This window comes from Desulfovibrio intestinalis (genome assembly GCF_014202345.1).
In the GTDB taxonomy this organism is placed as follows: domain Bacteria; phylum Desulfobacterota; class Desulfovibrionia; order Desulfovibrionales; family Desulfovibrionaceae; genus Desulfovibrio; species Desulfovibrio intestinalis.
The window spans coordinates 109,059-132,020 of the sequence record NZ_JACHGO010000002.1; the positions used below are offsets into that span (position 1 = coordinate 109,059).

A 22,962-nucleotide genomic window follows, 5' to 3' on the forward strand; every position below is an offset into this window, starting at 1 on the left:
TGAAAAAGGGTTGCTGACCCAAAAAGTCAGCAACCCCCGCCCCTTGAGGCTCCTCAAACCATCGTGATTTCATCGTTGGCGGCCTATGGGCGTCAGCCCAAAAGCCGCCATAAAAACGGAGTGTGCAACTCTTGCGCAATGAACTGCAGAGAATATTACTCTGTCCGCGTCAAGTACGCTCCAGGCCAACGGGGCAGCTGTTTAGCTGCAGCATTCGCTGGAATTGAAAAAAGCAGCTGTGCCAGCGCCGCACACGGGGCAGGTGTCACAGGGGCCTTCGTGCGTGTAGCCGCAGACCTTACAGATGTAGTAGTCGGTCTGGGGCAGGCCGGCGGGATTTTCCAGAGCCTTTTTGTACAGGTTGGCATGCACTTCTTCCACCGAGTTCACGAAGTCGAAATACTTGGCGATGGCGGTCTTGCCTTCGTCCTGCGCTTCCTTGATCATTTCGGGATACATCTTGGTGAATTCGTAGGTTTCACCTTCAATGGCCGACTTGAGGTTGGCGGCGGTATCACCGATTTTGCCGGCATTGCGCAGATGGGCGTGTGCGTGGATGGTTTCGGCAGCGGCAGCGGCACGGAACAGCTTGGCAACCTGGGTCATGCCTTCCTTGTCGGCGACCTGGGCAAAGGCAAGATATTTGCGGTTAGCCTGGGATTCGCCAGCAAAGGCCGTCATAAGATTTTCCTGAGTTTTGCTCATGGTATTCTCCTTTCTATGTATATTTTTTGTTGCTTCTTTTTATCAAGAACGATTCCTATTTAATCAATCCCTCAGTTATTGTAAAGCTTTTTTGTCAATTATTTTGACAGTTATTTCTTGAGTAAGCAAGTTTAAAGCTTATATCTGTCTGAATATACATATTTTTGCACCATCTTTTCTTACACGAAGCAGGCTCTCGGTTTTAGTTTTTTACGGGCTTGGCGTGCGCCCACGGTCTTCACTGCGTGTGGGCAGGCATGGGCACGCGCCGCCGTTGCCTAAGCCTTCGCCTGCGGTTACACTATCCGCATGGACGTACAGCACATTATTGACAATCTCGGTCTCGCCCCGCACCCGGAGGGCGGCTATTATCGCCGAACCTACCAGTGCGAGCGGATGCTGACGCCACGAGATATGCCCTGCGGTTTTGACCAGCCCCGCCCCGTATCCACGGCCATTCTTTTTCTTTTGCGGGCAGGCCAGTACTCGCGCCTGCACCGTATTCGCCAGGATGAGCTTTGGCATTTTCATCTGGGCGGTCCGCTGCGGCTGGTATGGATAGACCGGGGAGGCCGCGCCCGCGAAACCCTCATGGGGCCGGATATTCTTAATGGGCATGTGCTGCAATGCGCCGTGCCTGGGGGCTACTGGTTTGGGGCTACGCCAGCGCCCGGTTCAGATTTTTCGCTGGTGGGCTGCACCGTGGCCCCCGGCTTTGATTTCAGCGATCTGCATCTTGCACGGCGTCGCGAACTGGAAAAACGCTTTCCGCTGGCGCTTGACTGTATTCGCGAATTTTGCCCGCCCGATACGCCTGTGGACTCGCTGGCCTCGGATATGTGCGGGTGTTCGCAGGACGGCGGCAATAACCACGCTCAGGGGTTGGCTCCATCCCGTAAGGACGGGCTGGCATGAGCCGTTACGCTGTACCTGCCGCCAGTACCGGGCAGCCGCACTGCACGGAAATCATCATCCGGCGCAGCCGGTTTCTTACACTGTGCGCCCACACGCCGGGCCCGGCAGCGGCCCGCGCGTTTGTAGAAGAAATTCGCAGGCGTCACGCGGACGCCACCCACAACTGCTGGGCCTATGCAGCGGGAGCGCCAGGGCATACCGCCCAGATCGGTTCTTCTGACGACGGCGAACCCCACGGAACCGCCGGGCGGCCCATGCTGCAAGTGGTGCTGCACAGCAATGTGGGTGAGCTGTGCGTTGTGGTAAGCCGCTGGTTTGGCGGCGTCAAACTTGGCACTGGCGGCCTTGTGCGCGCTTATCAGGACAGCGTGCGCGAAAATCTGGCTTCTCTTTCTCTGGTGGAGCGCGTGCCGCAGATCCGGCTGGCGCTTACGGTGGAATACGCCCATGTGGACGCCCTGCGCCGTCTTTTGCCTACCTTTGAAGCGCGGCCTGCGGGCGAAGAGTACGCGGCGCAGGCCCACCTTACGCTCCTGCTGCCAGAAGAGCATTTGTCACAGTTTGAGCTTGCTTTGGCTGGCTTGAGCAACGGTTCGGCCCTTTGCCGCCAGATTGAGGACGAAGAGGCCTGATTTACCATAAAAGTAGCTTCAGGCTTATGTTTGCGCAAGCCTGTTGCGGCGGCCGTTTACTCCACCACCTTCACGGGCAGACCGGGCGCAAGGCGTACCTGTCCTTCAATGACCACCTGTTCGCCTTCTGCCAATGATCCCTCTACAACGCTGACTCCCTTGTGCTCAAACAGGGGCTTTACCGCGCGGTACGCAGCGTGATTGTCCTTGTCCACCACATATACATAGGATTCGTCGCGGCCAGACTGCACCGCGCGCGAGGGCACGGTAAGCACCTGTTCGCCCATACCCAGCGGCAATTCCACCTGCACAAACTGGCCGGGCCACAGGTGGCGGTCGGCATTCTCAAAGGTGGCCCGAAGGCGGATGGTGCCCGTGCGCGTATCTACCGTATTGTCCACCAGGGTCAGAACCCCCTGTTCTGGCTGCGCGCCTGTGGGCGTGGCGGTAACGGTAACGCTTTCAACGGCCATGCGGTCCAGTATGATGGGCAGGTGGGCTTCTGGCACAGAAAAGCCCACATAAATGGGCGAAAGAGTGTCGATGGTTACAATGGGCGTGGCGTCGGAAGATTTGACCATATTGCCCTTGTCTACGCTAAGCGCGCCCACGCGCCCGCTGATGGGGGCCACCACCGTACAGTAGGCAAGGTCAAGGGCCGCGCTTTCCTCGGCGGCTTTGTCTGACTGCACTGTCGCCCGAAGTGCGGCGGCCTGGGTGGCGGTTTGCTCGTAGGCTTCACGGCTCACATAGCCGTCGCCCACCAGTTTGCCGTAGCGGGCCATGTCGTCCAGAGCCTTGTTGAGCTGGGCCTGAGATTTGGCCAGCATGCCGCGCTTTTCACGCAATATGGCTGCAAAGGGGCGGGGGTCGATGGTAATAAGCGGCTGGCCTTCCTGCACGTCCTGCCCTTCAGTAAAATGGACCTGCTGTATTTCACCCGCCACGCGAGGCCTGACGCCCACAGAAGCCGAAGCCCGCACGTTGCCCACCACATGCAGCAGGCGCGGCACGTCGGCACGGTCAACTGTGGCCGTACGCACGGGGGCCGGGGGCGGGCCAGAGGCTTTTTGGTCGTTGCCTAAGCAGCCGTTGAGGGCTGGAAGCAGCGCGAGGGTCAGAGCCAGCAGCACAAGGCGCTTGGAAGCGATGCCCCGGAAAAGGAGCGCAAAGGCGGTACCTGAAAAAAATGGCATCCGCAGGCGGTTGTCAAAGGGCGTCATGGATATATCCTTAAAGAATGCGTGAGCAGCGTAACGCAGGCCGCCACAGGTGCGTTCTGAACTGAAAGCTGAGGTAAACCGTTAAGCTAGGTTGAAGCAAGGACAGCGCGGCGTCAAGAGGATACCACCTTCAAACGGCAGTCTATTTGGGCATGCTTGCCAAGATTGACTTTCACCCCCTTCCCGGCATAATTACGCCTCTTTTTTGACGGCAGGATTTTAACCTTCGTCCTTTGGGCGATATAAGGAGTGCGAGTTGGCAAAAAACCGCGCATTGCAGCAGTGGCGGGTGGAGGATTCCATCGAACTGTACGGCATCCGTAATTGGGGTGCCGGATATTTTGACGTTTCCGATGCGGGCGAAGTTGTTATTTGCCCGCAGGGCCCCAAGGGGCCGCAGGTTTCCATACCGGAAGTTATTTCTGGCCTGCGGGACCGGGGACACGACATGCCCGTGCTTTTGCGCGTGGAAAATATTTTGGACTCGCGCATCGCGAATATTCACGAAAGTTTTCGCAAGGCCATCAAAAATCTCGGCTATGCCGGGGCTTACCGCGGTGTTTTTCCCGTCAAGGTGAACCAGCAGCAGCAGGTGGTGGAAAAGATAGCCCAGTTTGGGGCGCAGTTTCATCACGGGCTTGAGGTCGGCTCCAAGGCTGAACTTGTGGCTGCAGTCTCTCTTATGCAAGACCGCGAAGCCTGCATTATCTGCAATGGTTATAAAGACGAAGAGTTTATGGACCTGGGCCTTCAGGCCCTGCGTTTAGGTTTCAACGTTTTCTTCGTGCTTGAAATGCCCAGCGAACTCGGCGTGCTGCTTGAACGCAGTAAGGCTCTTGGCGTGCGCCCCAGCATCGGCGTGCGCGCCAAGCTGGCAGTAAAGGCTAGCGGCCACTGGACGGATTCCGGCGGCGAGCGGTCAACCTTCGGGCTTTCGCCCGCCCAGATTGTGGACGTGGTGGATACCCTCAAGGCCCACGACATGCTGGATTGCTTCAAGCTGCTGCACTATCACCTGGGATCTCAGGTTTCCAATATCCGCGATATCCGTACTGGCGTTATGGAAGGCGCGCGTCTTTACGCGGGGCTTATCGAAGAAGGCGCGCCAATGGGTTATCTGGACCTTGGCGGCGGTCTGGCCGTGGATTACGACGGCTCGCATACCAACTATATTTCGTCGCGCAACTACAGCCTGGACGAATATTGCACAGACGTTGTTGAAGCCATCATGAGCACTCTGGATGAGGCAAGCGTGCCCCATCCGCACATTATCACCGAATCGGGCCGCGCTACGGTGGCTTACTATTCGGTGCTGTTGTTCAACGTGCTGGACGTGAGCGTCGTAGAAGAAGTGCAGTTGCCTGAAAGCTTGCCCGAAGGCACGCCCGAACCTGTGATAAACCTGCGCGAAACATTGGCCAACATCAGCCTGCGTAACTTGCAGGAATGTTATAACGACGCCATTTATTACCGCGACGAAATGCGGCAGCTTTTCTCGATGGGCCGCGTGAATCTGCGGCAGCGCACCTTGGCCGAACGGTTTTTCTGGGCCATCATCATGCGTATTGCCCAGGAGAAAACCCGTCTCAAGAACGTGCCGCGCGACCTGGCTGATATTGATGTGAGCCTGGCCGACATCTATTACGGCAACTTCAGCGTGTTTCAGTCCTTGCCTGACACCTGGGCCATTGACCAGCTTTTCCCGGTCATGCCCATCCACAGGCTCAAGGAATTTCCCTCACGGCACGGCATTATCTCTGATATTACCTGCGATTCGGATGGCCGCATCGACCAGTTTATTGACCCGCAGGGCATGAAGCCCACGCTGGAGCTGCATCCCCTGCGTGACGGCGAGGAATACTATCTCGGCGTGTTCCTCGTGGGCGCGTATCAGGAAACCCTCGGCGACCTGCATAACCTCATGGGTGACACCAATGTGGTGTCCATCCGTGTGGCCGATGACGGAAGTTACGAGTATGTGCGCGAAATTCGCGGCGACTCAGTGGCGGATATTCTGAGCTATGTGGAATACGACCCCCGCCGTATTCTTGAGGACTTGCGCGACACTGCCGAACAGGCTGTGCGTCAGGGCCGCATTACGCCCAGCGAGAGGTTTTCCATTATGCAGGCTTTTGAAGATGGCTTGCGCGGGTATACCTATTTTGAAAGATAAGCTTGCGGCGTAAAAACACGCTGTGTTGCAGTAACCAGGAGCAGGCGGCGGGCATTTGGCCCACCGCCTGTTCTTGTCTGATTTTTGGCCCTGTTTACTACAAAATCGGGCACCGCTTGGCGGCACGTTTCTTTGCACGCCCACCGTGGAAAACGGCGGCAAAGCTGCTTGCCTGTTGAGCAAACATGATAAATGAAAACTTCTAGAGCAGATTAACTTTGAAATGCATTACATTTCAAAGTTGTCATTCTGCCAGAAAATGCGATTTTCTGCTGAATCCACGCCGCATTGCGGCGCGCTGCACGCTTGTGCAGCGTTAGAGCATTTAAACTTTTTCAAAGTTAAAATGCTCTAATCAGTACGCGGCGTATTACGAACGCTTCCGTGCGACTGTTTGTCCCTGTACATGGCCTGGTCCGCCCGTGCGAACAGGGCGTCCAGATCTGAACCGTCGTCGGGGTAGACAGCTATGCCAACACTGAAGGTAATGGTCACGGGAATTCCTTCGTGGGGCAAGCCTTCCGCCAGTTTACGGCGGGCGTTTTCCAAAGCTTCCAGCGTTTGGGCCGCATCATTCTCTTCGGGCAGTATGAGAATGAATTCGTCGCCGCCTATGCGGGCAAGAATGTGCGGGCGGGGGGCGAATTTGCCCATCGTGGCCGCAAAGTGCTGTAATACCCGGTCTCCGGCCTTGTGCCCGTAGGTGTCATTGATAGGTTTGAATTTGTTCAGATCCAGATAGTACAGACTGAATTTTTTTTCTGGATTATTTTCGATGCGTTGGCCGAGATCGTTGAACAGGCCGCGTCTGTTGAAAATTCCTGTCAGGGCATCAAGATACACTATTTCTTCCAGCCGACGGTGCGCCACCATGATGTCGTAGCTGCGCTGCACCAGCATGGCAAACAGCAGGCTGAACAGTACGCTGCACCCCACATAAAACCATGTTTCAGTGAGCTGGTACCATGCGTGCTTGGCCGAAAGTTTGAAGAACCATTGGGCGTTAAGTATCTGCATGGGCATTTCCAGATAGGGTGCGCCTTTTGATTCCGGGCTGTTTCCCTCGGCAATTACCTGACGTTCGCCGTTATCCGGGTTGGTACGCCAAATTTCATAGGGCAGCTCCAGATCGTCAAGCAGCCCCAGTTCCGCGTCTTTAAGCACTTCGGGAAAATTGAGCGCAATGGAAACGAGCCCCCAGAACTGTCGGGATCCCTTCTTGTCCTTGGTATAAACTGAAAGTCTGCCCACCAGACCCATGCCGCCTGTAATGAGCGGCACGGGGCCAGCCATAACTATGCGGCTACTGTGTCTGGCTTTTATCGCTTCTTCACAGCCGAAGGAATACGACAACAAGTCTTTGCCCATCACAGCCTCGTTGCCCTGCAACGGGTACACATGGCTTACCACGCCTTTGGGCGCCATAACGATGGCCTGGATGGAAGAATCGTCAATAAGCGCGGCAGCTACCGGATCAAAAGCTTCAATTTTTCCGTTGTTTGCAATAACAAGCGTGGCAAGAGTCTGTGTTTTATAGAAAAATTTTGTCAGAACGCTGGTCAGTTTTTCTCTTTGCAGGGTAAAAACACTTTTAAGTTCTGCCGTGCGAATTTGAGAGTTGCGCTGGACAAGAAACCATGTTCCCAGAAAGGCCAGCAACAATGATACGGCAAACGCTGCATAGAAATATCGGCGATCTTTCAATTGTTTTCCCATGCATGGCTCCATAGTTACTGCGGATTACTTTTGCCACTCACGCACTGTCTGCTGCTGGCGGACCTTCTTTGCTGGGGCTGCCACAGACGTTTCAACAAATATCGCATTTAACGCTGTCAGTGTTCATAGCGCTGCTTTTGTTTTGGTATTGCTCTGCCGCCCGCCGGAGTTCCTTAAATTCCAAGGGCGGGCAGGTTGGCTAATATTGTTTGTTGTTGCTGCGAATCGTTGAGCATAGTCACGCAACTGCCATGTGAGAAAGAGCTGTCTGTTTTAAGGTGTAACAACGCATTTAAATGCTGGTCAGGTCGATTGCCTTACTCACTACCGTATAAATTGTAATGTTATTTTGTATTACTATATCTAGGTCATATGTTAAATTATATATGTTTATATGTGGATACAAAGGCGCAATGGCTGTATGATAAAAATGAATATAGCTGCATGAAGTATCGCATTTTTATGAAAATACAATACAACATCACCCACAGATTAATGTTTATAAAACTATATGCCTATATTTTAGACATTCTTATGGATAACGCACAATAATAGGTAACATAGAAAAATGCTAGTACTTATAGGCAACAGTGTGTGCTCTATAATATGCTAGAATGCAATGATTTATTACTTTTGCTAGTATTTTTAGCGGCATAAAACGATTTGGCTTGGCAATATTTACCAGCGGGCTACAACACTTGGAGTAGCCTAACCTTGAAATTTTCTAGCGGCGGCGTGATCAGACGCAGCCTCTAGGTTCGCGTTTCAAGTTACGATAGGTTTGGTAATACGCTTGAATAACATGAATATTTTGAAGGGAAGGCGTGTCGGCGGAGATTTTTGTGTAAAAAGCTCCCTCATCCACAAAGCTGTTCAAAGCAAAAATGTTTTAAAACATGCAGACGGTTTTTGATGGAGCCGTGCGAAGCCGGACTGGGAGGCGCGGGACAGGCGCTTCAAGTATATGGCTTGCACCACACAGATTTTTCAGGATGTTCCTGACGCGCACAAGGGTGGGCATGGGGGGAAGGAGGCAGCGCTGCATTAATCAGCCTTCAAAACATCTTCTGCATGACGGTGTAAAACCTGAGGCAATTGTTCCAGCAGTTGCGCTACCTGCGTGCCGGGGTCAGGCGCACAGTGCCGCGCCAACAGCCGGGCAAGGCGTGCGGCGGCGAGGCTGGCTTTGCACAGCGGCACCTTGCCCGCCAGCAGGGCCGTGACGAGACCTGTCACCAGATCACCCGTACCGCCGATGCATTCCATCGCTGGTTCCGAAGGTTCCTCAACCGTTGCGGTAAGCTGTCCGTCACAGACAATATGGTCGGCGCGGCCCTTGATGATGAGGTTGGCAGGGCAGTTGCCGTGCGCTTGGGCTCGGGCCAGCAATGCAGGAATGTCTTCTTCCTCTGCCAGCAAAAATCCTCTGGTATAGAAAGGATGCGGGGCTTTTTCGTCAGCCAGAAATGCCATCTCGCCCAGGTCGGGCGTGAAGAGGTCATAAGCGTCGGCATAACCGCTCATCTTGGCCACATACATGAACCCCGCGTCCGCGACCAGCAAAGGGGCTGATTGCATCGCCTGTATGGCCATGAGCACACGGTTGTGCCAGTCAACATCCGGGAAAAGATAGTGAAAGGTCAGCCCTTCGGGGGCCAGGCTTTCGACATGTTCTGTGAGCCACGCGTAAAGGGCGCGGCTGCCAGCGCCGGAACCGATGTCTCCTGCCAGCAAAAGGCGTGGAGGCTCATAGCCCAGAGCTTCGCAGGCCAGCAGTGCAGTGGCGGCCAGCGCCGCAGTGCCGCGCTGCACAGGGATGGATTTTTCGTCGGCCAGATGCAGCATGCCCCCGCGCACATGCGCCGGAGCCTGGGCCGCCGCTTCGCAAAGGCCCATATCCTTATTCGGCAGTGTTCCCGCTATGTACCACACGGATATTGCCTCCGCAGTTCTTCGTAGGCCTTTTGCAGGCTGTAGCAGCACAGCGTCTGCCCCAGACTTCGCGGTTCCGGGGCTTCGTCCAGCCGCAGGCCGCACAGGCAGTGCGCAAGCCAGGGAACGTCCGGGCAGCCGCCGCCGGATATATTCACAATGCGGCCATCGCGTTTGTCGAGGGTAATCTTCATATTGGCGGCGCGCACCATGATCCAGTGCTCCAGGTGTTTGACCTGATAAAGAGACACAGGCTCAAGCAGCACATCGTGGGCAGTGACGACCTGTTCTGGCCGAAGACCGCCTTTGTTCAGTGTTTCCAGCACCAGCGTCTGACTGACCAGCTCAAAAACCACCACCATATCGCAGCCTGTGCGTAATTGCGGCGGCGGGCCTTTGACTTCAACGGCCAGTCCGGCCTTGCGCAGCAGACTTTCGGCCTTGATGACTTCACCCGTGTGAGAAAACACCAGCAGCCCACGGTCACTGAGCGCTTTGGCTGCGCCCTGGTCTGAGGAAACTTCGTTTGAAGCGGGCCGGCCATTCGCCGGAACAGGCCCACGAGCCGTCCCACGGGCTGGTCCACGGCTAATCCCTCGGGCAGCCCCGTTGCCAAGCCCGTTCAGGGCCTGACGAAGCCTGCTCAATAATCCGCCGGATTTCTTGCTGATGTCAGTGGGTTTACTGGTCATTGTGGCCCTTTGCCGGGCGGGCAAGCCCGCCCGGATGGTTCTGGACAGTGCCGTCACGAGCGCCTTTCTTGGTATTTTTACGTCGAACTTTGCCTTTTATTCCGGTCGAGTACCATAAGAGTACACTCCCTGCATAAAAGGCTTGCTCTTCTTGATATACCAAGGAAATCCATTTCGTGACGGCACTGCCCAGTGCAAATGGCTGGAGCAGGGCGTCAGGACTTGTGGATTTCCAGCCGGGTTATGCCCTGGCCTTCATCGGCGGTCTCCACGCTGTAGCCCCGGTTGCGTGCGGCGCGGCTGACGTTTTCAAGGCTGGCGTCATTGTCCACCAGCACGCTGAAAGCATTGGAAGCATCAGCTTTGGCGGCGTTGAGAAAGAGCAGCACAGGCTGCGGGCAGGAAAGGCCGCGGGTATCAATAAGTTCAGACATTACGCGCCTCTCTTGCAATTAAAGAATCCTATGAACAGGCAAATGCCAAGTCCTGCCAGTGTGGCGGCCATGCCGTGGGGGCCGATGCCAGCCGTGCTGGAGGCCATGCCGAAGTTGTGGGCCATAGCCGTGCCCACGATGAGGCCGACAGCAAAAACGGCGGCGTCGTTGTCGCCTTCGCCAGCCATGAAAAGCTGACGGCCAGGGCAGCCTCCGGCCAGGGCAAAGGCAAGACCAGCTGTAACCATACCCATAAAGTTCCAGAGGTTGTTGGGCTGTGCCACAGGCTGGTTTTCAAAGCCCCAGTGAAAGGAGCCAAAGCTGAGGTTCATGACCAGAGCTGCTGCAAACATCGCAATGAAGCCGAGGGCCAGATACCACTGGTTGAAAAGAATGACGTCGCGCAGCGCGCCCATTGTGCAAAAGCGGCTGCGCTGGGCCAGAAAGCCCACGGCAAGGCCTGCGCACAAAGAGAAGATAAAGGGCGCGTGCTGTGAGCCGGGACCCTTTATGGAATAAAAGAGCACGCCGCTCTTGAGTTCGCCGATTATCTGCGGATCAGCAAGATACAGGGCCACAAGACCAAGCATCATCGCGGGCAGCAGCAGGCCCGAGATCTTGCCCTGATTCTGGCTGCGGCCAAGCGAAAATCCCATGCGGAAAAATACGGTGCCAATGCCTACACCAACAATAAGGCCAGCAAGTCCAAAAAGAGCGTGGGCGTCACCGCCTGCCAGACGCAGAATGACGCGCCAGGGGCAACCCAGAAAAACCAGTGCGCCTATGCCGGCGATGGCTCCAAGGAAAAAGCGGGTAATGGGGGCAGAACCGCCGCGTGGCTTGTACTCGCCAAAAAGCATGGCTGCCGCAAAGGCTCCAAGCACCATGCCCAGAATTTCAGGGCGCAGGTACTGCACAAGTTCAGCTCTGTGCAGGCCGACCGCCCCGGCGATGTCGCGGTTGAAGCAGACTACGCAAATGCCCATATTGCCGGGATTGCCAGCCTGTTGCAGCAATACTGCCACAACGCCAAAAATGAGGCCCACTACAACTATGCCTGTTGTGGTGGAAAGGACGTTGAAATACTGTTTCATGGGTATCCTCCTGCTCCTGCTTGTGGGCGTGCGCCCGTTGCCTGTACGGCCATCGGGGCCGACAGAAAGCGGACGGAGGATTACCTCGTGCTCAGTTTTGCCACGTCATGCTCCTATACCACAAAACGCGCCGCCGCCCGCATACACTCCACACCGTGAAGTTGCCGGGATTGCGTCAGGTTTTGCGCTTGGGCATGCTCGATCCTTGTTTGGCCGCACAGATGCTGTCTGTGCGGGTTGACGGCTGAAAGAGCCGCCGGATCATTTGGGTATGCGGACGAGGCCGTGCCTCGCCATGTGCTATGTGGAGCTTGTCGTCAAATGAACGGCGTCTTCACCGTCTCTTTCAGCCAGCAGCACGTCCACGCGCTCCTGGCGGCTTGTATTGACAGATCGGCCCACATAGTCCGCATGTATAGGCAGTTCACGATGTCCACGGTCAATCAGGGTAAGCAGTTCCACAGCCTTGGGGCGGCCATAGTCCAGCAGGGCTTCCAGGGCGGAGCGTATGGTGCGGCCTGTGTAAAGAACGTCATCAACCAGAATAATGACGCGCCCGTCAACGCTGGCAGGTATGCGCGACTGCCCGATGTGTGGCTTGCCTTCAAGGCTGGTCCAGTCGTCACGGTAGAGGTTTATGTCCAGTGTGCCCAGCAGCACAGGGTGCCCAAGGCGCTCTTCAAGCCGGGCAGAGAGGCGGTGCGCAAGGTCTGCGCCACGCCGTTCTATACCGACCAGCATGACATGGTCGCAGCGGTCGTGACGCTCCAGAATCTGGGACGCCAGACGCTCCAACATTCGCGCCATTTCGTGTTGCTCAAGCAGCAGGGTAGTGCTCATGTATCCTCCCGTAACGTCTACCTGCCCAAAGCCTAACGCTTTTTGTGGTTGAAGAAAAGTCCCCCACCAATTGACAAGGTAGAAGCATGGCCTTAGTTACTATGGCACCAGAAATATGGAGGACATCATGATTCAGTTGACCGACAACGCCCGCAAGGAACTTGATACCTTCTTTGCGGACAAGAAAAAGGATCCGATTCGGATTTACCTCTCGGCTGGTTGAGGCGGCCCGCGCCTCGCTCTGGCTCTGGATGAGCCGAATGACCAGGATACAACCGAGGAACAGGCTGGGTATACCTTCTGCATGAGCAAAGCCTTGCTGAATGAAGTGAAGGGAATTACTGTTGATTTAACGTATATGGGCTTTACGATCACCCCAGACGTGCCCCTTGCTTCAGAAGGCGATGGTTGCAGCAGCTGCTCAAGCTGCGGAAGCCACTAACCAAACGGGCCTGGTTCCCCGTTGGCCACTGAAGCATACAGCCTGTTTTTCGGAATATAAATCATATAATATGCCCGAAAAAAATCATGGAGGAACCATGCTCGAACTTACCGAAAGCGCCCAGAAAGAACTGGCAGCCTACTTTGAAGGCAAGGAAAAAAGCGACATCCGCGTCTATCTTGCCCCCGGTGGCTGCAGCGGTCCCCGTCTTGCGTTGGCTCTTGACGCCGCCACTGATGAGGACCAGAGCGAAGAGCAGGGTGGCTTCACCTTCTGCATCAACAAAGATCTGCTGACTCAGATTGAAGGCGTGAAAATCGACCTCACCTATATGGGCTTTATGGTGGAACCCACCATTCCCCTGCCCCAGAGCGAGGGCGGCTGCTCCGGCTGCTCCGGCGGCTGCGGCACCAATTAGCAAGCAGACAGGTACATTTGACCGGGGGCGGCTTTAGAGCCGCCCCCGCGTCTGTTTTAAGCATACGGTTGCAGCGGTTATGCACGCTCAAAGCGCCAAACACGCACCTTGGCTGTTGGTTGCGCAAGTATTTGATACGGCAGACTTTTTCTCTGTTATAGGGTGTGGTCAAAAGCTTGCCTGAGTTGTTAGCAAGTGTCTTGCGGGTCAAGTCTGCGAAACTGCCTATGGCGCAAATCGCTGCGTCGGGCAGCAGGGCCGGTACAAGCACGGCCTGAGCGGCAACTGTTGGCAAATTCGCAGGCCTTATGAATGGTGCAGCAATTGCGAAGAACAGACCGCGTTGTTTGCGTACTGTATTTATCTGGTGGTTTGCGGCAGCCGTTGCCCGAAGGGCGTTCGGCTGGCGACAGCACTCTGGCAACATTGTCATAGGGTAAAGCAGCCTTTTCAGATTTCGTAATTTTCAGCAAAAGCTTTGCGGGATTCGCCCGCGTGCACAGCATGGCCGGGCAGGAACATCGGTCAGCCATATGGAAACAGGTTAATGGACAGTTTTACCACAGTACTGGCAAGTCAGGAAAATCAGATTTACATTGAGCGCAGTGGCATGGCCACGCGTTGTCGTCTTGCCGTCGAAGCTATGGCTCAGGGGCGCACTGTTGTTCTGGTTGCGCGCGAGCGCGAAGAATACAATCTTGCCCGTGCGTTACTGACGCTCTTTACCCCCGAGCTTTCGTTTGGCGATAAATCGCTGTCCGAGCCCTTGTGGCGCAGCCCCTGTCTGGCGCTGCCCGCCTTGAGCCAGCGGCAGGACAGGGCCTCATGGGCGTCACGCCTGGCTGCCCTTTACGGGCTTGGTCTGGGCCAGCCGCGCTGCCTGGTTTGCAGTGTAGAAAGTCTTTTGTTGCGCCATGTGCCCCTGAATTTTTTCTCTTCACGCAACCTTGATCTGCGCAAGGGCAGCGATTACGCGCCTGAACTGTTGCTGGATCAGGCAGTTGAGTGGGGGTACGAGCGCGTGGCAATGGTCACGCGGCCAGGAGAAATGGCCCGCCGGGGCGATATTCTCGACATTTTTCCTGCGGGATACGCCAAACCTGTGCGTCTGGAATTTTTTGGCGATACTCTTGATGAAATGCGGGTTTTTGATGCTGAAAGCCAGCGCTCCTTGCAGGGTTGCGACGAACTGACGCTTCTGCCTGCCAGCCCGTTGTCTCTGGACACCAAGGCTCTGGCTGCGGCACGGGAACGTTGCGACCGCATGTTCGCTGAAGGCCGCATTGGCGAAAACGAATGCTATTCCTTCAAAAAATCACTGGACAGCGGCGGCCTTGGCCTTTTGCCCGGCAGCGTGCTTGAAACGACCAGTTTTATTGAAGACTGGCTGCCCAAAAACAGCCTGTGGCTTCTGCCCGGCGAGGCCGACAGCGCCGATGCTTTGCGCAATAGCCGCCTGAGCCTCAAGGAAAGGCTGGAAGCTCCCGATTCACCCCTGCCGCAGCCAGCGGCCCTTGCCCTGCGCAAAAGTTCGCAGCCCGCGCCCTGGAACAGTTTTCAGCGCGTGTACGCAGAACCTCTGGTCATGGGCGTGGAAGAAAGGGGCCTTGATCTTGCTGAACGCCCCCTGCATTCCTTTACCGAGCTTTTTCCGGTGCCGGGCGCGCAGGATCGCCCCTGGCAACATCTTGCCGCTGCCCTCAAGGAGTGGCGGGGCAGCCGCCGTCAGGTGGTGCTCAGTTTTTCATCGGGCAGAAGCCGCGCCAGATTTTTGAAGCTGGCCGAACAGGACGGCATCGCACCCGCCATGCGCTATGCGCCGGAGCAGCGGGGGATTTTCGCCCTCGTTTCGCAGTTCAGATCCGGTGCGGATCTGGTATGGGACGACGCTCTGGTTCTTGGCGAAGACATCCTTTATCCCAAGGCTGAAAAAACGCCGCGCGTGTCGTCCCGCGTCTTCAAGGGCCTGGACTCCTTTGACGATCTCAAGCCCGGCGACCTTCTTGTGCACCGCGACTACGGCATCGGACGTTTCGCTGGTCTGCACCATATGGACATCAATGCTGCGGCCAACGATTTTCTGCTGGTGGAGTATTCCGGCAAGGACAAGCTCTATGTGCCAGCCGACCGCCTGGGCCTCATCCAGCGTTTCAAGGGCACAGAAGGTGTAGAGCCTGCTCTTGACCGTCTGGGCGGCGCAGCCTGGATTTCTGGCAAGGAAAAAGCCCGCAAGGCCATTGAAAAAATCGCCGCAGATCTTGTGGAAATGTACGCCTACCGCAAGGTAACCAAGGGCTTTCGCTACGATCCGCCTGGCGAACTGTATCACGAATTTGAAGCCACCTTTGGCTTTGAGGAAACCCCCGATCAGGCCAAGGCCATTCAGGACGTGCTGGACGATATGGATAAAACCAGCCCGATGGACCGCCTTGTTTGCGGCGACGTGGGCTTCGGTAAAACTGAGGTGGCGTTGCGCGCTGCCTTCCGCGCTGCTTCCGAGGGGCGGCAGGTGGCCATGTTGTGTCCCACGACGGTGTTGGCCGAACAGCACTATCAGACGTTCAGGGCGCGTCTGGCGGGCTTTCCCGTCAACGTGGGCCTGCTCAGCCGTTTTGTGTCGCGTCCAAAGCAGAAGGATGTGCTCAAGGCTGCCGCCGCAGGGCAGATAGACATACTCATAGGCACCCACCGTCTTTTGTCCACAGACGTGAAGCTGCCCAACCTGACCCTGCTTATCCTTGATGAAGAACAGCGCTTTGGTGTGCGTCACAAGGAAAAACTCAAGGCCCTCAAGAAAAATGTGGACGTGCTGACGCTTACGGCCACACCCATTCCGCGTACCTTGCAGCTTTCAATGTCCGGCATACGCGAGCTTTCCATTATTGAAACCGCGCCGCAGGACCGCAAGCCCGTGGCCAGCGCCGTGCTGCGCAGGGATGATAACGTGCTGCGCAAGGTGATGGAGCGCGAGATGGAGCGCGAGGGCCAGATATTCTGGGTATACAACCGGGTGCAGGGGCTTGAGCGCGTGGCTGAATATGTGCGCGGGCTTGTTCCTGCCGCGCGGGTGGGTATGGCCCACGGCCAGATGTCTGAAACCGAGCTGGAAGATACCATGCACAAATTCTGGCATGGTGAACTGGATGTGCTGGTCTGCACTTCCATTGTGGAATCCGGTCTGGACTTCCCCCGTGCCAATACTCTGGTGGTGGATCAGGCCCAGATGTTCGGGCTTGGGCAATTGTACCAGTTGCGCGGCCGAGTTGGCCGCAGCGACAGGCAGGCCTATGCCTTTTTTGTTGTGCCCGATGCCGAGCGCCTGACTGCCATAGCCGAAGAACGCCTGCGCATTATTATGGATATGGACTACTTGGGCGCGGGATTTCAGGTGGCGATGGAAGATTTGCGTCTGCGCGGGGCTGGCAATATACTGGGCGAAGTGCAGTCGGGCCACATGTGCCGTGTGGGTCTGGATCTGTATCTAGAAATGCTTGAAGAAGCCGTGGGCCGCCTCAAGGGCATGCCCGAAAGTCTGGTGAGCGAAACGGAACTGACGTTGGGCCTGCCAGCGCATATTCCTGCTTCGTACATTGACGACGGGCGCGAACGTCTGCGCTGCTACAAGGCGCTGACCTCGGCCTCGGGCGGAGCTGCGCGGGAAGAAACGGCCCTGTCCATCCGCGACCGCTTCGGGCCTTTCCCCGAAGAGCTGGCGAACTTTCTGGCAGTGCTCGACCTCAAGCAGTTTCTTACCGAGCTTCAGGTGCAAAAGGCCGACGTGCACCGCGGCTATGTGCGCCTGACCTGGCCCGACGGGCAGACCGCCGTGCAGCCCGAGCGCATTGTAGCCCTTGCTGCCTCCATGCCGGGCGCGCGCGTGCAACCCCCTGCGGGGCTGACACTGCCTCTGGAAAAAGACGCTTCTTTTGCACAGGGACTTGACAGACTGCGTCAGGCACTGGAAGACATACGCATGCCCATTGCGGAACAGGTCTCGTCCTGATCTGACAGGGCGGCCATGCGCCGCCCTTGACCGTTTTTCTCCGGCCAGCCGTTGCCGGAAGAGGAAGTCTATGCCCTTGTTTTTTTCAGCTGAACACGGCGACCACAAAAAGCTGCCGCCAACGGTTTCTGCACAGGTGGCCGGAACGCCAGGGCGGTTGTGTGGGCATGCGGCGCGCTCCGTGTCGGGGCTGACGGCTGCGTTTTTACCTCGCATGGCGCGTCTGGCGCTGCTTGTCTGCTGCTTCATGCTGACCGCCTGTTTCGAGGCGCGCTTGCCTGAGGGCGTGGTGGCCACGGTCAACAGCGAGCCCATTTACCTGCGTACCGTGCAGGCCCTGCTGGACAGCCGGTCAGCGGCTTTGGGCACCATGCAGCGGCCATCGCTGGAAAATATGAAGCGGCAGTACGGCGATGCCTTGAGCACACTGATTATTTACGCCCTGGTACGCCAGGATTTGCGCGACCTGCAAATCCCTGTCACAGACGCTGCCCTTGAAGCCGCGGTGGCTGCCATCAGGGCTGACTACGGCGGTCAGGAAGGGCTGGCGCGTTTTCTGGCTGACGAATCGCTGGACGAAAACGAATGGCGGGTGCTCATGCGCGATCATCTGGCCATTCAAAGTTTTGAAAAGCGCATTCTTTTGCCCGGTATTCGAATTTCTCTGGACGACGTGCGAGTATATTACAAGGAACACGAAACTGAATTCAACCTACCTGAAACGCTGGACGTTTGCCTGATTTCAGCCGTAGAACGCCAGCTTGTAGACAGTTTTTGCGCGTCTTTCGTCTCTGGCCGCCCGGCACGCGAAGAGCAGGCCAGGGATATTTTATTGCAGTGCCAGGAAATGAATTTGGCCCAGTTGCCGGCCGCTTGGCGGAAAAAAGCTGAAAAGCTCGCGCCGGGGCAGTGTGCTTCTCCTGTTCAGGAGGACGGACGCTGGTACGGGCTTGCACTGGAAGGGCGTAATCCCGCTCACACGATGGGCGTGGCCGAGGCCTATCCGCTCATTGAGAACATTTTGCGTCAACAGCGTAAGGAAGCCGCTTTCGAACGCTGGCTGACTGCGGCTCTGGAACGCGCGCAGGTGCGTGTGAATCCTGACCTTATGGCTGATCTGCTCACGCCGCCCTCTGCACGGCCCGCAATGCGGGAAGACGGCTCCGGTGCGGGCAATGGCCTTTCCTCACACGGTGGCGTCAACGGCTCCGGCGATGCCGGGCCCGGTTCGTCAGATGGAGAGGAAGGCGCGGATACCCCGGGGGGCGGTGGGGAAACAGACGGACCATATGAAAAAACGGGGACGCCCGGCAAGCAAGTCCGGCAGGGCTTGTAGCCTTGCCGGACGGTCATTGCATGTCGTGCTGTTTTGGGCTAAAAATCTGACGATAAACAGGCGCACCTGGCGCTTTGTATGAGGGAGAATACCTGTGAGGAAAACTCTTGTTTTGCTGCTGGCGATCATGCTTACGACCGTATGCGGTGTGCAGGCCGCCCAGCTCAATAAGGTGGCTGCGGTGGTCAATGGACAAGTCATCACCATGTTTGACCTGCAAAAAAATGCTTTGCCAGACCTGATGCGTAATGGTCTCAATCCGGACAATCCCGCCAATGCCAAGCAGGTGGACACGGTTTTTCGTAAGGTTCTGGACCTGATGATTATGGATATTCTCATCGCCCAGGAAGCTAAAAGACTGAAAGTCTCCGTTTCCCCTTCGGATATTGACAATGAGATTGCCAAGATCATGCAGGGCCGCAATATGACCAAGCAGCAGTTCGAAGAACAGCTCGTTCGCCAGAAGAGCAGTGTGGCCGAACTGCGCGGCAATATAGAAAAGACCCTGCTGCGTCAGAAGATCATGAGCATGGAAGTGGGCCGCAAGGTTGTGGTTACCCCCGAAGAAATTCAGGCCTATTACGAAGCCAACAAGGCTACCATGTATGACCGCAGCGGCCTGCATATGGGTGTTATGGTCTATTCGCCCAAGGTCAACGCTGCCGCCATTGCCGCCCAGATACGCTCTGGGGCACTGACCTTTGAAGAAGCCGCGCAAAAATACTCCATTGCGCCCAACAAGGAAAAAGGCGGCGATATGGGCCCGGTAGAATGGGACCGCCTGAATCCCGAATGGGAAGGCCGTCTTACCAAGATGAAGCCCGGCGACGTTACGGACGTTTTTGACCTTCAGGGGCACAAGGCGCAGGTGCATCTTTTCCGTCCCGGTGGCGGTGGTGTGAAGATGCTCTCCTTTGAAGAAGCCAAGCCGCAGATTGACGCCATTTTGCGTCAGCCCAAGGCTATGGAGCGCTTTGACGACTATACGGGGCAGCTGCGCAAAAAGGCCGTGATTGACATCCGGCTGTAGCGTGATTGTTCTGGCGTGCGCGCGGCTTGTGCCGCGCCGCGTCTTTCCGGTGGCGAACTGTTTTTCGGCTTATGGCCGGATATGCTGCTGGTAACAGCCGCCCGCGGGGCGGCAAAGACCTTTACCGAGGCTTTGCATGACCTTAGAGGAATTGGGTGCGGTCCTTCGCGCTGAGCGTGAAAAGAGGGGTCTGAGCATCGAAGATGCGGCTAATCATTTGAAGATTGGCGCGCGTCTTTTGCGTGCGCTTGAGGCCGGGGACACATCTTCTCTGCCCCATCTGGCATATACCAAGGGCTTCATTCGTTCCTATTCTTCTTATGTGGGGCTTTCCACTGAAGAAGTCAGCGCTGCGCTGGCTGCTCTGGAAGCCAGCAATGAAGAAACCACTGTGCAGCAGGCGCCCATGCCGGACATTACCCTGGCCCCGCGCCGCAGCATGAAGCCTTTTCTTTCTGCTTTTGTGGTGGTTTTGCTGGGCGTAGGCGCGTATGCCGCATGGCAGCATGGCGCATTGGAATTTCTGACCAGCCAGACCCGCCGCATGGCGCAACCCGCGCCCATGCAAAGCCCGGATACCGCCGATACTTCCTCTCTTGGCGCAGGCTCCCGCAGTGTTGCCGCCAATCGTGAATCCCGTCAGGGAGCCAGCGCGGGGCAATCTGCAACGGCTGCGGCCGACAACGGTACTCAGGCGGCCCGTTCTGCCACATCCGTGGCACCCGCTGCGCCCGGTGCCTCTGCTGCATCTGGCACATCTGGCGCTCCTGCTGCTCCCGGCACGCCCACACCGCCTGCCGCCCCTGTTGCGCCTGCCGCTCCTGCCGCGCCAGTGGCTGCTGCGCCCACTGGGGCCGCAGCAACGCAGACGCCCGTTACGGGGCCGCACAAGCTCATTATTACCGCTACGGAAGAATGTTGGGTGCACTCCAATGCGGATAATACGGACACCAGACAGTTTTCTTTGCGCAAGGGTGACACCTTTGCCCTTACGTTTAATAAAAGCCTGGAGTTGAAGCTCGGTAATGCGGGCGGGGTACGCCTCCGTTACGACGGCGAGGAGCTTCCCCCTGCAGGCGCAAGTGGTCAGGTACGCACGCTGACCTTCCCGCCGGCACTCCCATGACCGAATGGGCCGATCACGCGCTTGTGCTGCGCATGGGGCACTTTCGTGAGTCGGACCTCTGGCTGAGAACCCTTTGTCGCAAGCACGGCCTGCTGACGCTGTTCGCCTTTGGCGGAAGCAGAAGCAGGCGTCGCTTTTGTGGCTGCCTCGACGTGCTCAACAGCCTGCACTGCCGGGTTAAAGCTTCGCCACGGGGCGGTTTTCTCAACCTTGAAGAGGCCGTGCTGCTGGGCGGCCCCCAAGCGCTCAGACGCGATTGGCGTCGTATGGGGCTGGCCGCCAACTGCATGCGGTTTGTCGAATCGCTTGGCGTGGGCGACGAAGGGGCGGATGAAGCCTTTACGCTGGTGGAAGATATGCGGCGAACGCTTGAAGAAGCCGCCACGCTGCCCGCACTTTTTCCTCTTTTTTTCCGGTTGCGTCTGGCGGGGGCTCTGGGTTTTGCACCAAGTCTGGATGTCTGCGGCGTGTGCGGTTGTGCCTTGCAAGGCCCCGGGCAGTTTGTTGTGGATGAAGGTCATGTGCGTTGTCCTTCCTGCCGTGCGGAAGCCGGGCCTGTGCGATATGGCGTGGAATTGAGCACAGACGGACTTGACCTTTTGCGTCATGTACAGCAAGAATTGCCATCCGGCTGGCATGCGGAGGAACTGCCTTCTGTGGACAGACGGGCCTGCTCGCGTGTTATTGACGGTTTTGTGCAATACCATCTGGGGCTGGCGTGGGAGGGTGGTTTTTTCCGCCGCGTATAGCAGGAAGGGCATCGCCTGACCTGTTGCTGCGGGTTAAGAGACTGGTTCTATTGCGTCTTCGCGCGGCCAGGCTTTTGGGGCACTGCATAACAAGGGAATCATTGACAAACGGCTCTCTTGTCTTCGCCCAACTGCCACAGGTATGCGGGCTTTTTTTGAGCATTTTTACGTGCTCAAACGCTGCGCGGAAGTGCAGCGCGCCGCAATGTGGCGTGGATTCTGCCAAAAATTGCAATTTTTGGCAGAACAACAGGTTTGAAATGTAAAGCGTTTCAAAACCAATCTGCTCTGGAGCAGAGCCACCTGAAACTATTCTGGGATTGCAGGGCAGGTGCACCCGTAACGGGCGCGTCATAAACTTTGAGAGATCATACTCTTAAAGTGTACCTGCTGGAGCAGGCAAAGTGTTCAACAGGCGCTCAAGGGCCAGCAAAGCCCGCCTGCGCCTGAACCTGCCCTAAACCTGGCCTGGTTTGACCAGGGGCAAGTGTTTAAAGACGAATCCTTGCGGGATTTTCAAGTGTGCAATGCTTCAAAAGGTCGAGGTGCGCGCCGTGCGCGTCCTTGGCGGGGCAAAAGCCGTGAGCCATTTCAATCAGCGTTTCCTAAAGGACAGCACATGTATTTTCAGGACGTGATACTCACCCTACAGGATTACTGGGCCAAACAGGGCTGCGTCATTGAGCAGCCCTCCGGCGTGGAGTGCGGGGCAGGTACTTTCAACCCCCATACTTTTTTGCGGGTCATTGGTCCCGAACCCTGGAGCGTGGCCTATGTGGAGCCCTCGCGGCGTCCCACAGACGGCCGTTACGGCGAAAATCCCAACCGCCTGCAACGCTACTTTCAGTTTCAGGTCATCATGAAGCCCTCGCCGGACAACGTGCAGGACCTCTATCTGCAAAGCCTCAATGCTTTGGGCATCAATCCCGCGCAGCACGACATCCGCTTTGTGGAAGATGACTGGGAATCACCCACTCTTGGCGCCTGGGGACTTGGCTGGGAAGTATGGCTCAACGGTATGGAAGTGAGCCAGTTCACCTATTTTCAGCAGGTGGGCGGCATTGATCTTTCGCCTGTCAGCGTTGAGCTGACCTACGGCCTGGAACGTCTGACCATGTATCTGCAAGGTGTGGAATCCGTTTACGATCTGGCCTGGAATAAAAATGTTACCTACGGGCACATCTATCACCAGAACGAAGTGGAGCAGTCGCGCCACAACTTTGAGGCCAGCGACGCGCAGATGCTGCTGCGTCATTTCAGCGATTTTGAAGGGCAGAGCAAGGCCATGCTGGAACTGGGCCTGCCCTGGCCCGCGTACGATTACTGCCTGAAGTGTTCGCATACCTTTAACCTGCTGGATGCGCGCGGGGCCATATCCATCACCGAACGCACCGGCTACATCGGCAGGGTGCGTGCCCTGGCGGCGGGCGTGGCCCGTCTGTATGCGGCTCAGCGCGAAGAACTGGGCTATCCCATGCTCAAAAAGGATGCGAGGTAAAGCC

At 56.7% G+C, this 22,962-nt stretch carries 19 protein-coding genes; 11 read left to right on the top strand and 8 right to left on the bottom strand.

Going from position 1 to position 22,962, the window contains the following annotated elements; all coding sequences use genetic code 11:
* Positions 1-201 precede the first annotated feature (201 nt).
* Positions 202-705, bottom strand: coding sequence for a rubrerythrin family protein (locus HNQ38_RS03310; protein ID WP_183717999.1), 504 nt, complete (start codon positions 703-705; stop codon positions 202-204).
* Positions 706-1,014: 309 nt separating this feature from the next.
* Between HNQ38_RS03310 and HNQ38_RS03315 the strand changes: the two genes are divergently transcribed.
* Positions 1,015-1,620 carry a cupin domain-containing protein gene (locus HNQ38_RS03315; protein WP_183718000.1) on the top strand — a complete coding sequence of 202 codons (606 nt, stop codon included), beginning with the start codon at positions 1,015-1,017 and terminating at the stop codon, positions 1,618-1,620.
* Positions 1,617-2,252 carry a YigZ family protein gene (locus tag HNQ38_RS03320; RefSeq protein ID WP_183718001.1) on the top strand — a complete coding sequence of 212 codons (636 nt, stop codon included), beginning with the start codon at positions 1,617-1,619 and terminating at the stop codon, positions 2,250-2,252. Before HNQ38_RS03315 ends, HNQ38_RS03320 begins: the two co-directional genes overlap by 4 nt.
* Positions 2,253-2,308: 56 nt before the next feature.
* Here the strand turns inward: HNQ38_RS03320 and HNQ38_RS03325 are convergent, their stop codons facing one another.
* A complete protein-coding gene (locus HNQ38_RS03325; protein ID WP_183718002.1) occupies positions 2,309-3,475 on the bottom strand; it encodes an efflux RND transporter periplasmic adaptor subunit in 1,167 nt (388 codons plus the stop codon).
* Positions 3,476-3,731: 256 nt separating this feature from the next.
* On the opposite strand from HNQ38_RS03325, the gene speA reads away from it, so the two are divergent.
* The gene (gene speA / locus HNQ38_RS03330) at positions 3,732-5,648 is read left to right on the top strand and encodes a biosynthetic arginine decarboxylase (protein WP_183718003.1); all 1,917 of its coding nucleotides are present in this window, start codon (positions 3,732-3,734) and stop codon (positions 5,646-5,648) included.
* Between the two features lie 351 nt (positions 5,649-5,999).
* On the opposite strand, the gene HNQ38_RS03335 is transcribed toward speA, so the two are convergent.
* The 6 genes from HNQ38_RS03335 to pyrR all read right to left on the bottom strand — a co-directional run bounded on the left by HNQ38_RS03335 (position 6,000) and on the right by pyrR (position 12,356).
* Positions 6,000-7,364 (bottom strand): diguanylate cyclase domain-containing protein, encoded by a 1,365-nt coding sequence (locus HNQ38_RS03335; protein ID WP_183718004.1) that lies wholly within the window; start codon positions 7,362-7,364, stop codon positions 6,000-6,002.
* A gap of 1,044 nt (positions 7,365-8,408) precedes the next feature.
* Positions 8,409-9,296, bottom strand: a complete 888-nt coding sequence (locus HNQ38_RS03340; RefSeq protein ID WP_343060077.1) for an NAD(P)H-hydrate dehydratase — start codon at positions 9,294-9,296, stop codon at positions 8,409-8,411.
* Positions 9,284-10,045, bottom strand: coding sequence for a putative Se/S carrier protein (locus HNQ38_RS03345; RefSeq protein ID WP_343060078.1), 762 nt, complete (start codon positions 10,043-10,045; stop codon positions 9,284-9,286). The genes HNQ38_RS03340 and HNQ38_RS03345 overlap by 13 nt, the downstream gene beginning before the upstream one ends.
* A 158-nt stretch (positions 10,046-10,203) precedes the next feature.
* The gene (locus HNQ38_RS03350; protein WP_183718005.1) at positions 10,204-10,422 is read right to left on the bottom strand and encodes a sulfurtransferase TusA family protein; all 219 of its coding nucleotides are present in this window, start codon (positions 10,420-10,422) and stop codon (positions 10,204-10,206) included.
* On the bottom strand, positions 10,422-11,516 hold the full coding sequence (gene yedE, locus HNQ38_RS03355) for a YedE family putative selenium transporter (protein ID WP_183718006.1): 1,095 nt from the start codon (positions 11,514-11,516) through the stop codon (positions 10,422-10,424). Before yedE ends, HNQ38_RS03350 begins: the two co-directional genes overlap by 1 nt.
* 300 nt (positions 11,517-11,816) lie before the next feature.
* Positions 11,817-12,356 carry a bifunctional pyr operon transcriptional regulator/uracil phosphoribosyltransferase PyrR gene (gene pyrR / locus HNQ38_RS03360; RefSeq protein ID WP_183718007.1) on the bottom strand — a complete coding sequence of 180 codons (540 nt, stop codon included), beginning with the start codon at positions 12,354-12,356 and terminating at the stop codon, positions 11,817-11,819.
* A 127-nt stretch (positions 12,357-12,483) separates the two neighbouring features.
* On the opposite strand from pyrR, the gene HNQ38_RS03365 reads away from it, so the two are divergent.
* The 8 genes from HNQ38_RS03365 (at position 12,484) to glyQ (ending at position 22,958) form a co-directional block, all read left to right on the top strand.
* Positions 12,484-12,798: an IscA/HesB family protein gene (locus HNQ38_RS03365; protein WP_183718008.1), complete on the top strand. Its 315-nt coding sequence runs from the start codon at positions 12,484-12,486 to the stop codon at positions 12,796-12,798.
* Positions 12,799-12,895: 97 nt separating this feature from the next.
* A complete protein-coding gene (locus HNQ38_RS03370) occupies positions 12,896-13,216 on the top strand; it encodes an IscA/HesB family protein (RefSeq protein ID WP_183718009.1) in 321 nt (106 codons plus the stop codon).
* A gap of 547 nt (positions 13,217-13,763) precedes the next feature.
* On the top strand, positions 13,764-17,219 hold the full coding sequence (mfd, locus tag HNQ38_RS03375) for a transcription-repair coupling factor (protein WP_183718010.1): 3,456 nt from the start codon (positions 13,764-13,766) through the stop codon (positions 17,217-17,219).
* Between the two features lie 70 nt (positions 17,220-17,289).
* The gene (locus HNQ38_RS03380) at positions 17,290-18,555 is read left to right on the top strand and encodes a peptidylprolyl isomerase (protein ID WP_183718011.1); all 1,266 of its coding nucleotides are present in this window, start codon (positions 17,290-17,292) and stop codon (positions 18,553-18,555) included.
* Positions 18,556-18,649: 94 nt separating this feature from the next.
* Complete coding sequence (locus HNQ38_RS03385) at positions 18,650-19,585, top strand: SurA N-terminal domain-containing protein (protein ID WP_183718012.1); 936 nt, start codon at positions 18,650-18,652, stop codon at positions 19,583-19,585.
* 136 nt (positions 19,586-19,721) lie between these two features.
* Positions 19,722-20,711 carry a helix-turn-helix domain-containing protein gene (locus tag HNQ38_RS03390; protein ID WP_183718013.1) on the top strand — a complete coding sequence of 330 codons (990 nt, stop codon included), beginning with the start codon at positions 19,722-19,724 and terminating at the stop codon, positions 20,709-20,711.
* Positions 20,708-21,460 carry a DNA repair protein RecO gene (gene recO / locus HNQ38_RS03395; RefSeq protein ID WP_183718014.1) on the top strand — a complete coding sequence of 251 codons (753 nt, stop codon included), beginning with the start codon at positions 20,708-20,710 and terminating at the stop codon, positions 21,458-21,460. Before HNQ38_RS03390 ends, recO begins: the two co-directional genes overlap by 4 nt.
* A 619-nt stretch (positions 21,461-22,079) precedes the next feature.
* Positions 22,080-22,958 (top strand): glycine--tRNA ligase subunit alpha, encoded by an 879-nt coding sequence (gene glyQ, locus HNQ38_RS03400; protein WP_183718015.1) that lies wholly within the window; start codon positions 22,080-22,082, stop codon positions 22,956-22,958.
* The last annotated feature ends 4 nt before the right edge of the window (positions 22,959-22,962 follow it).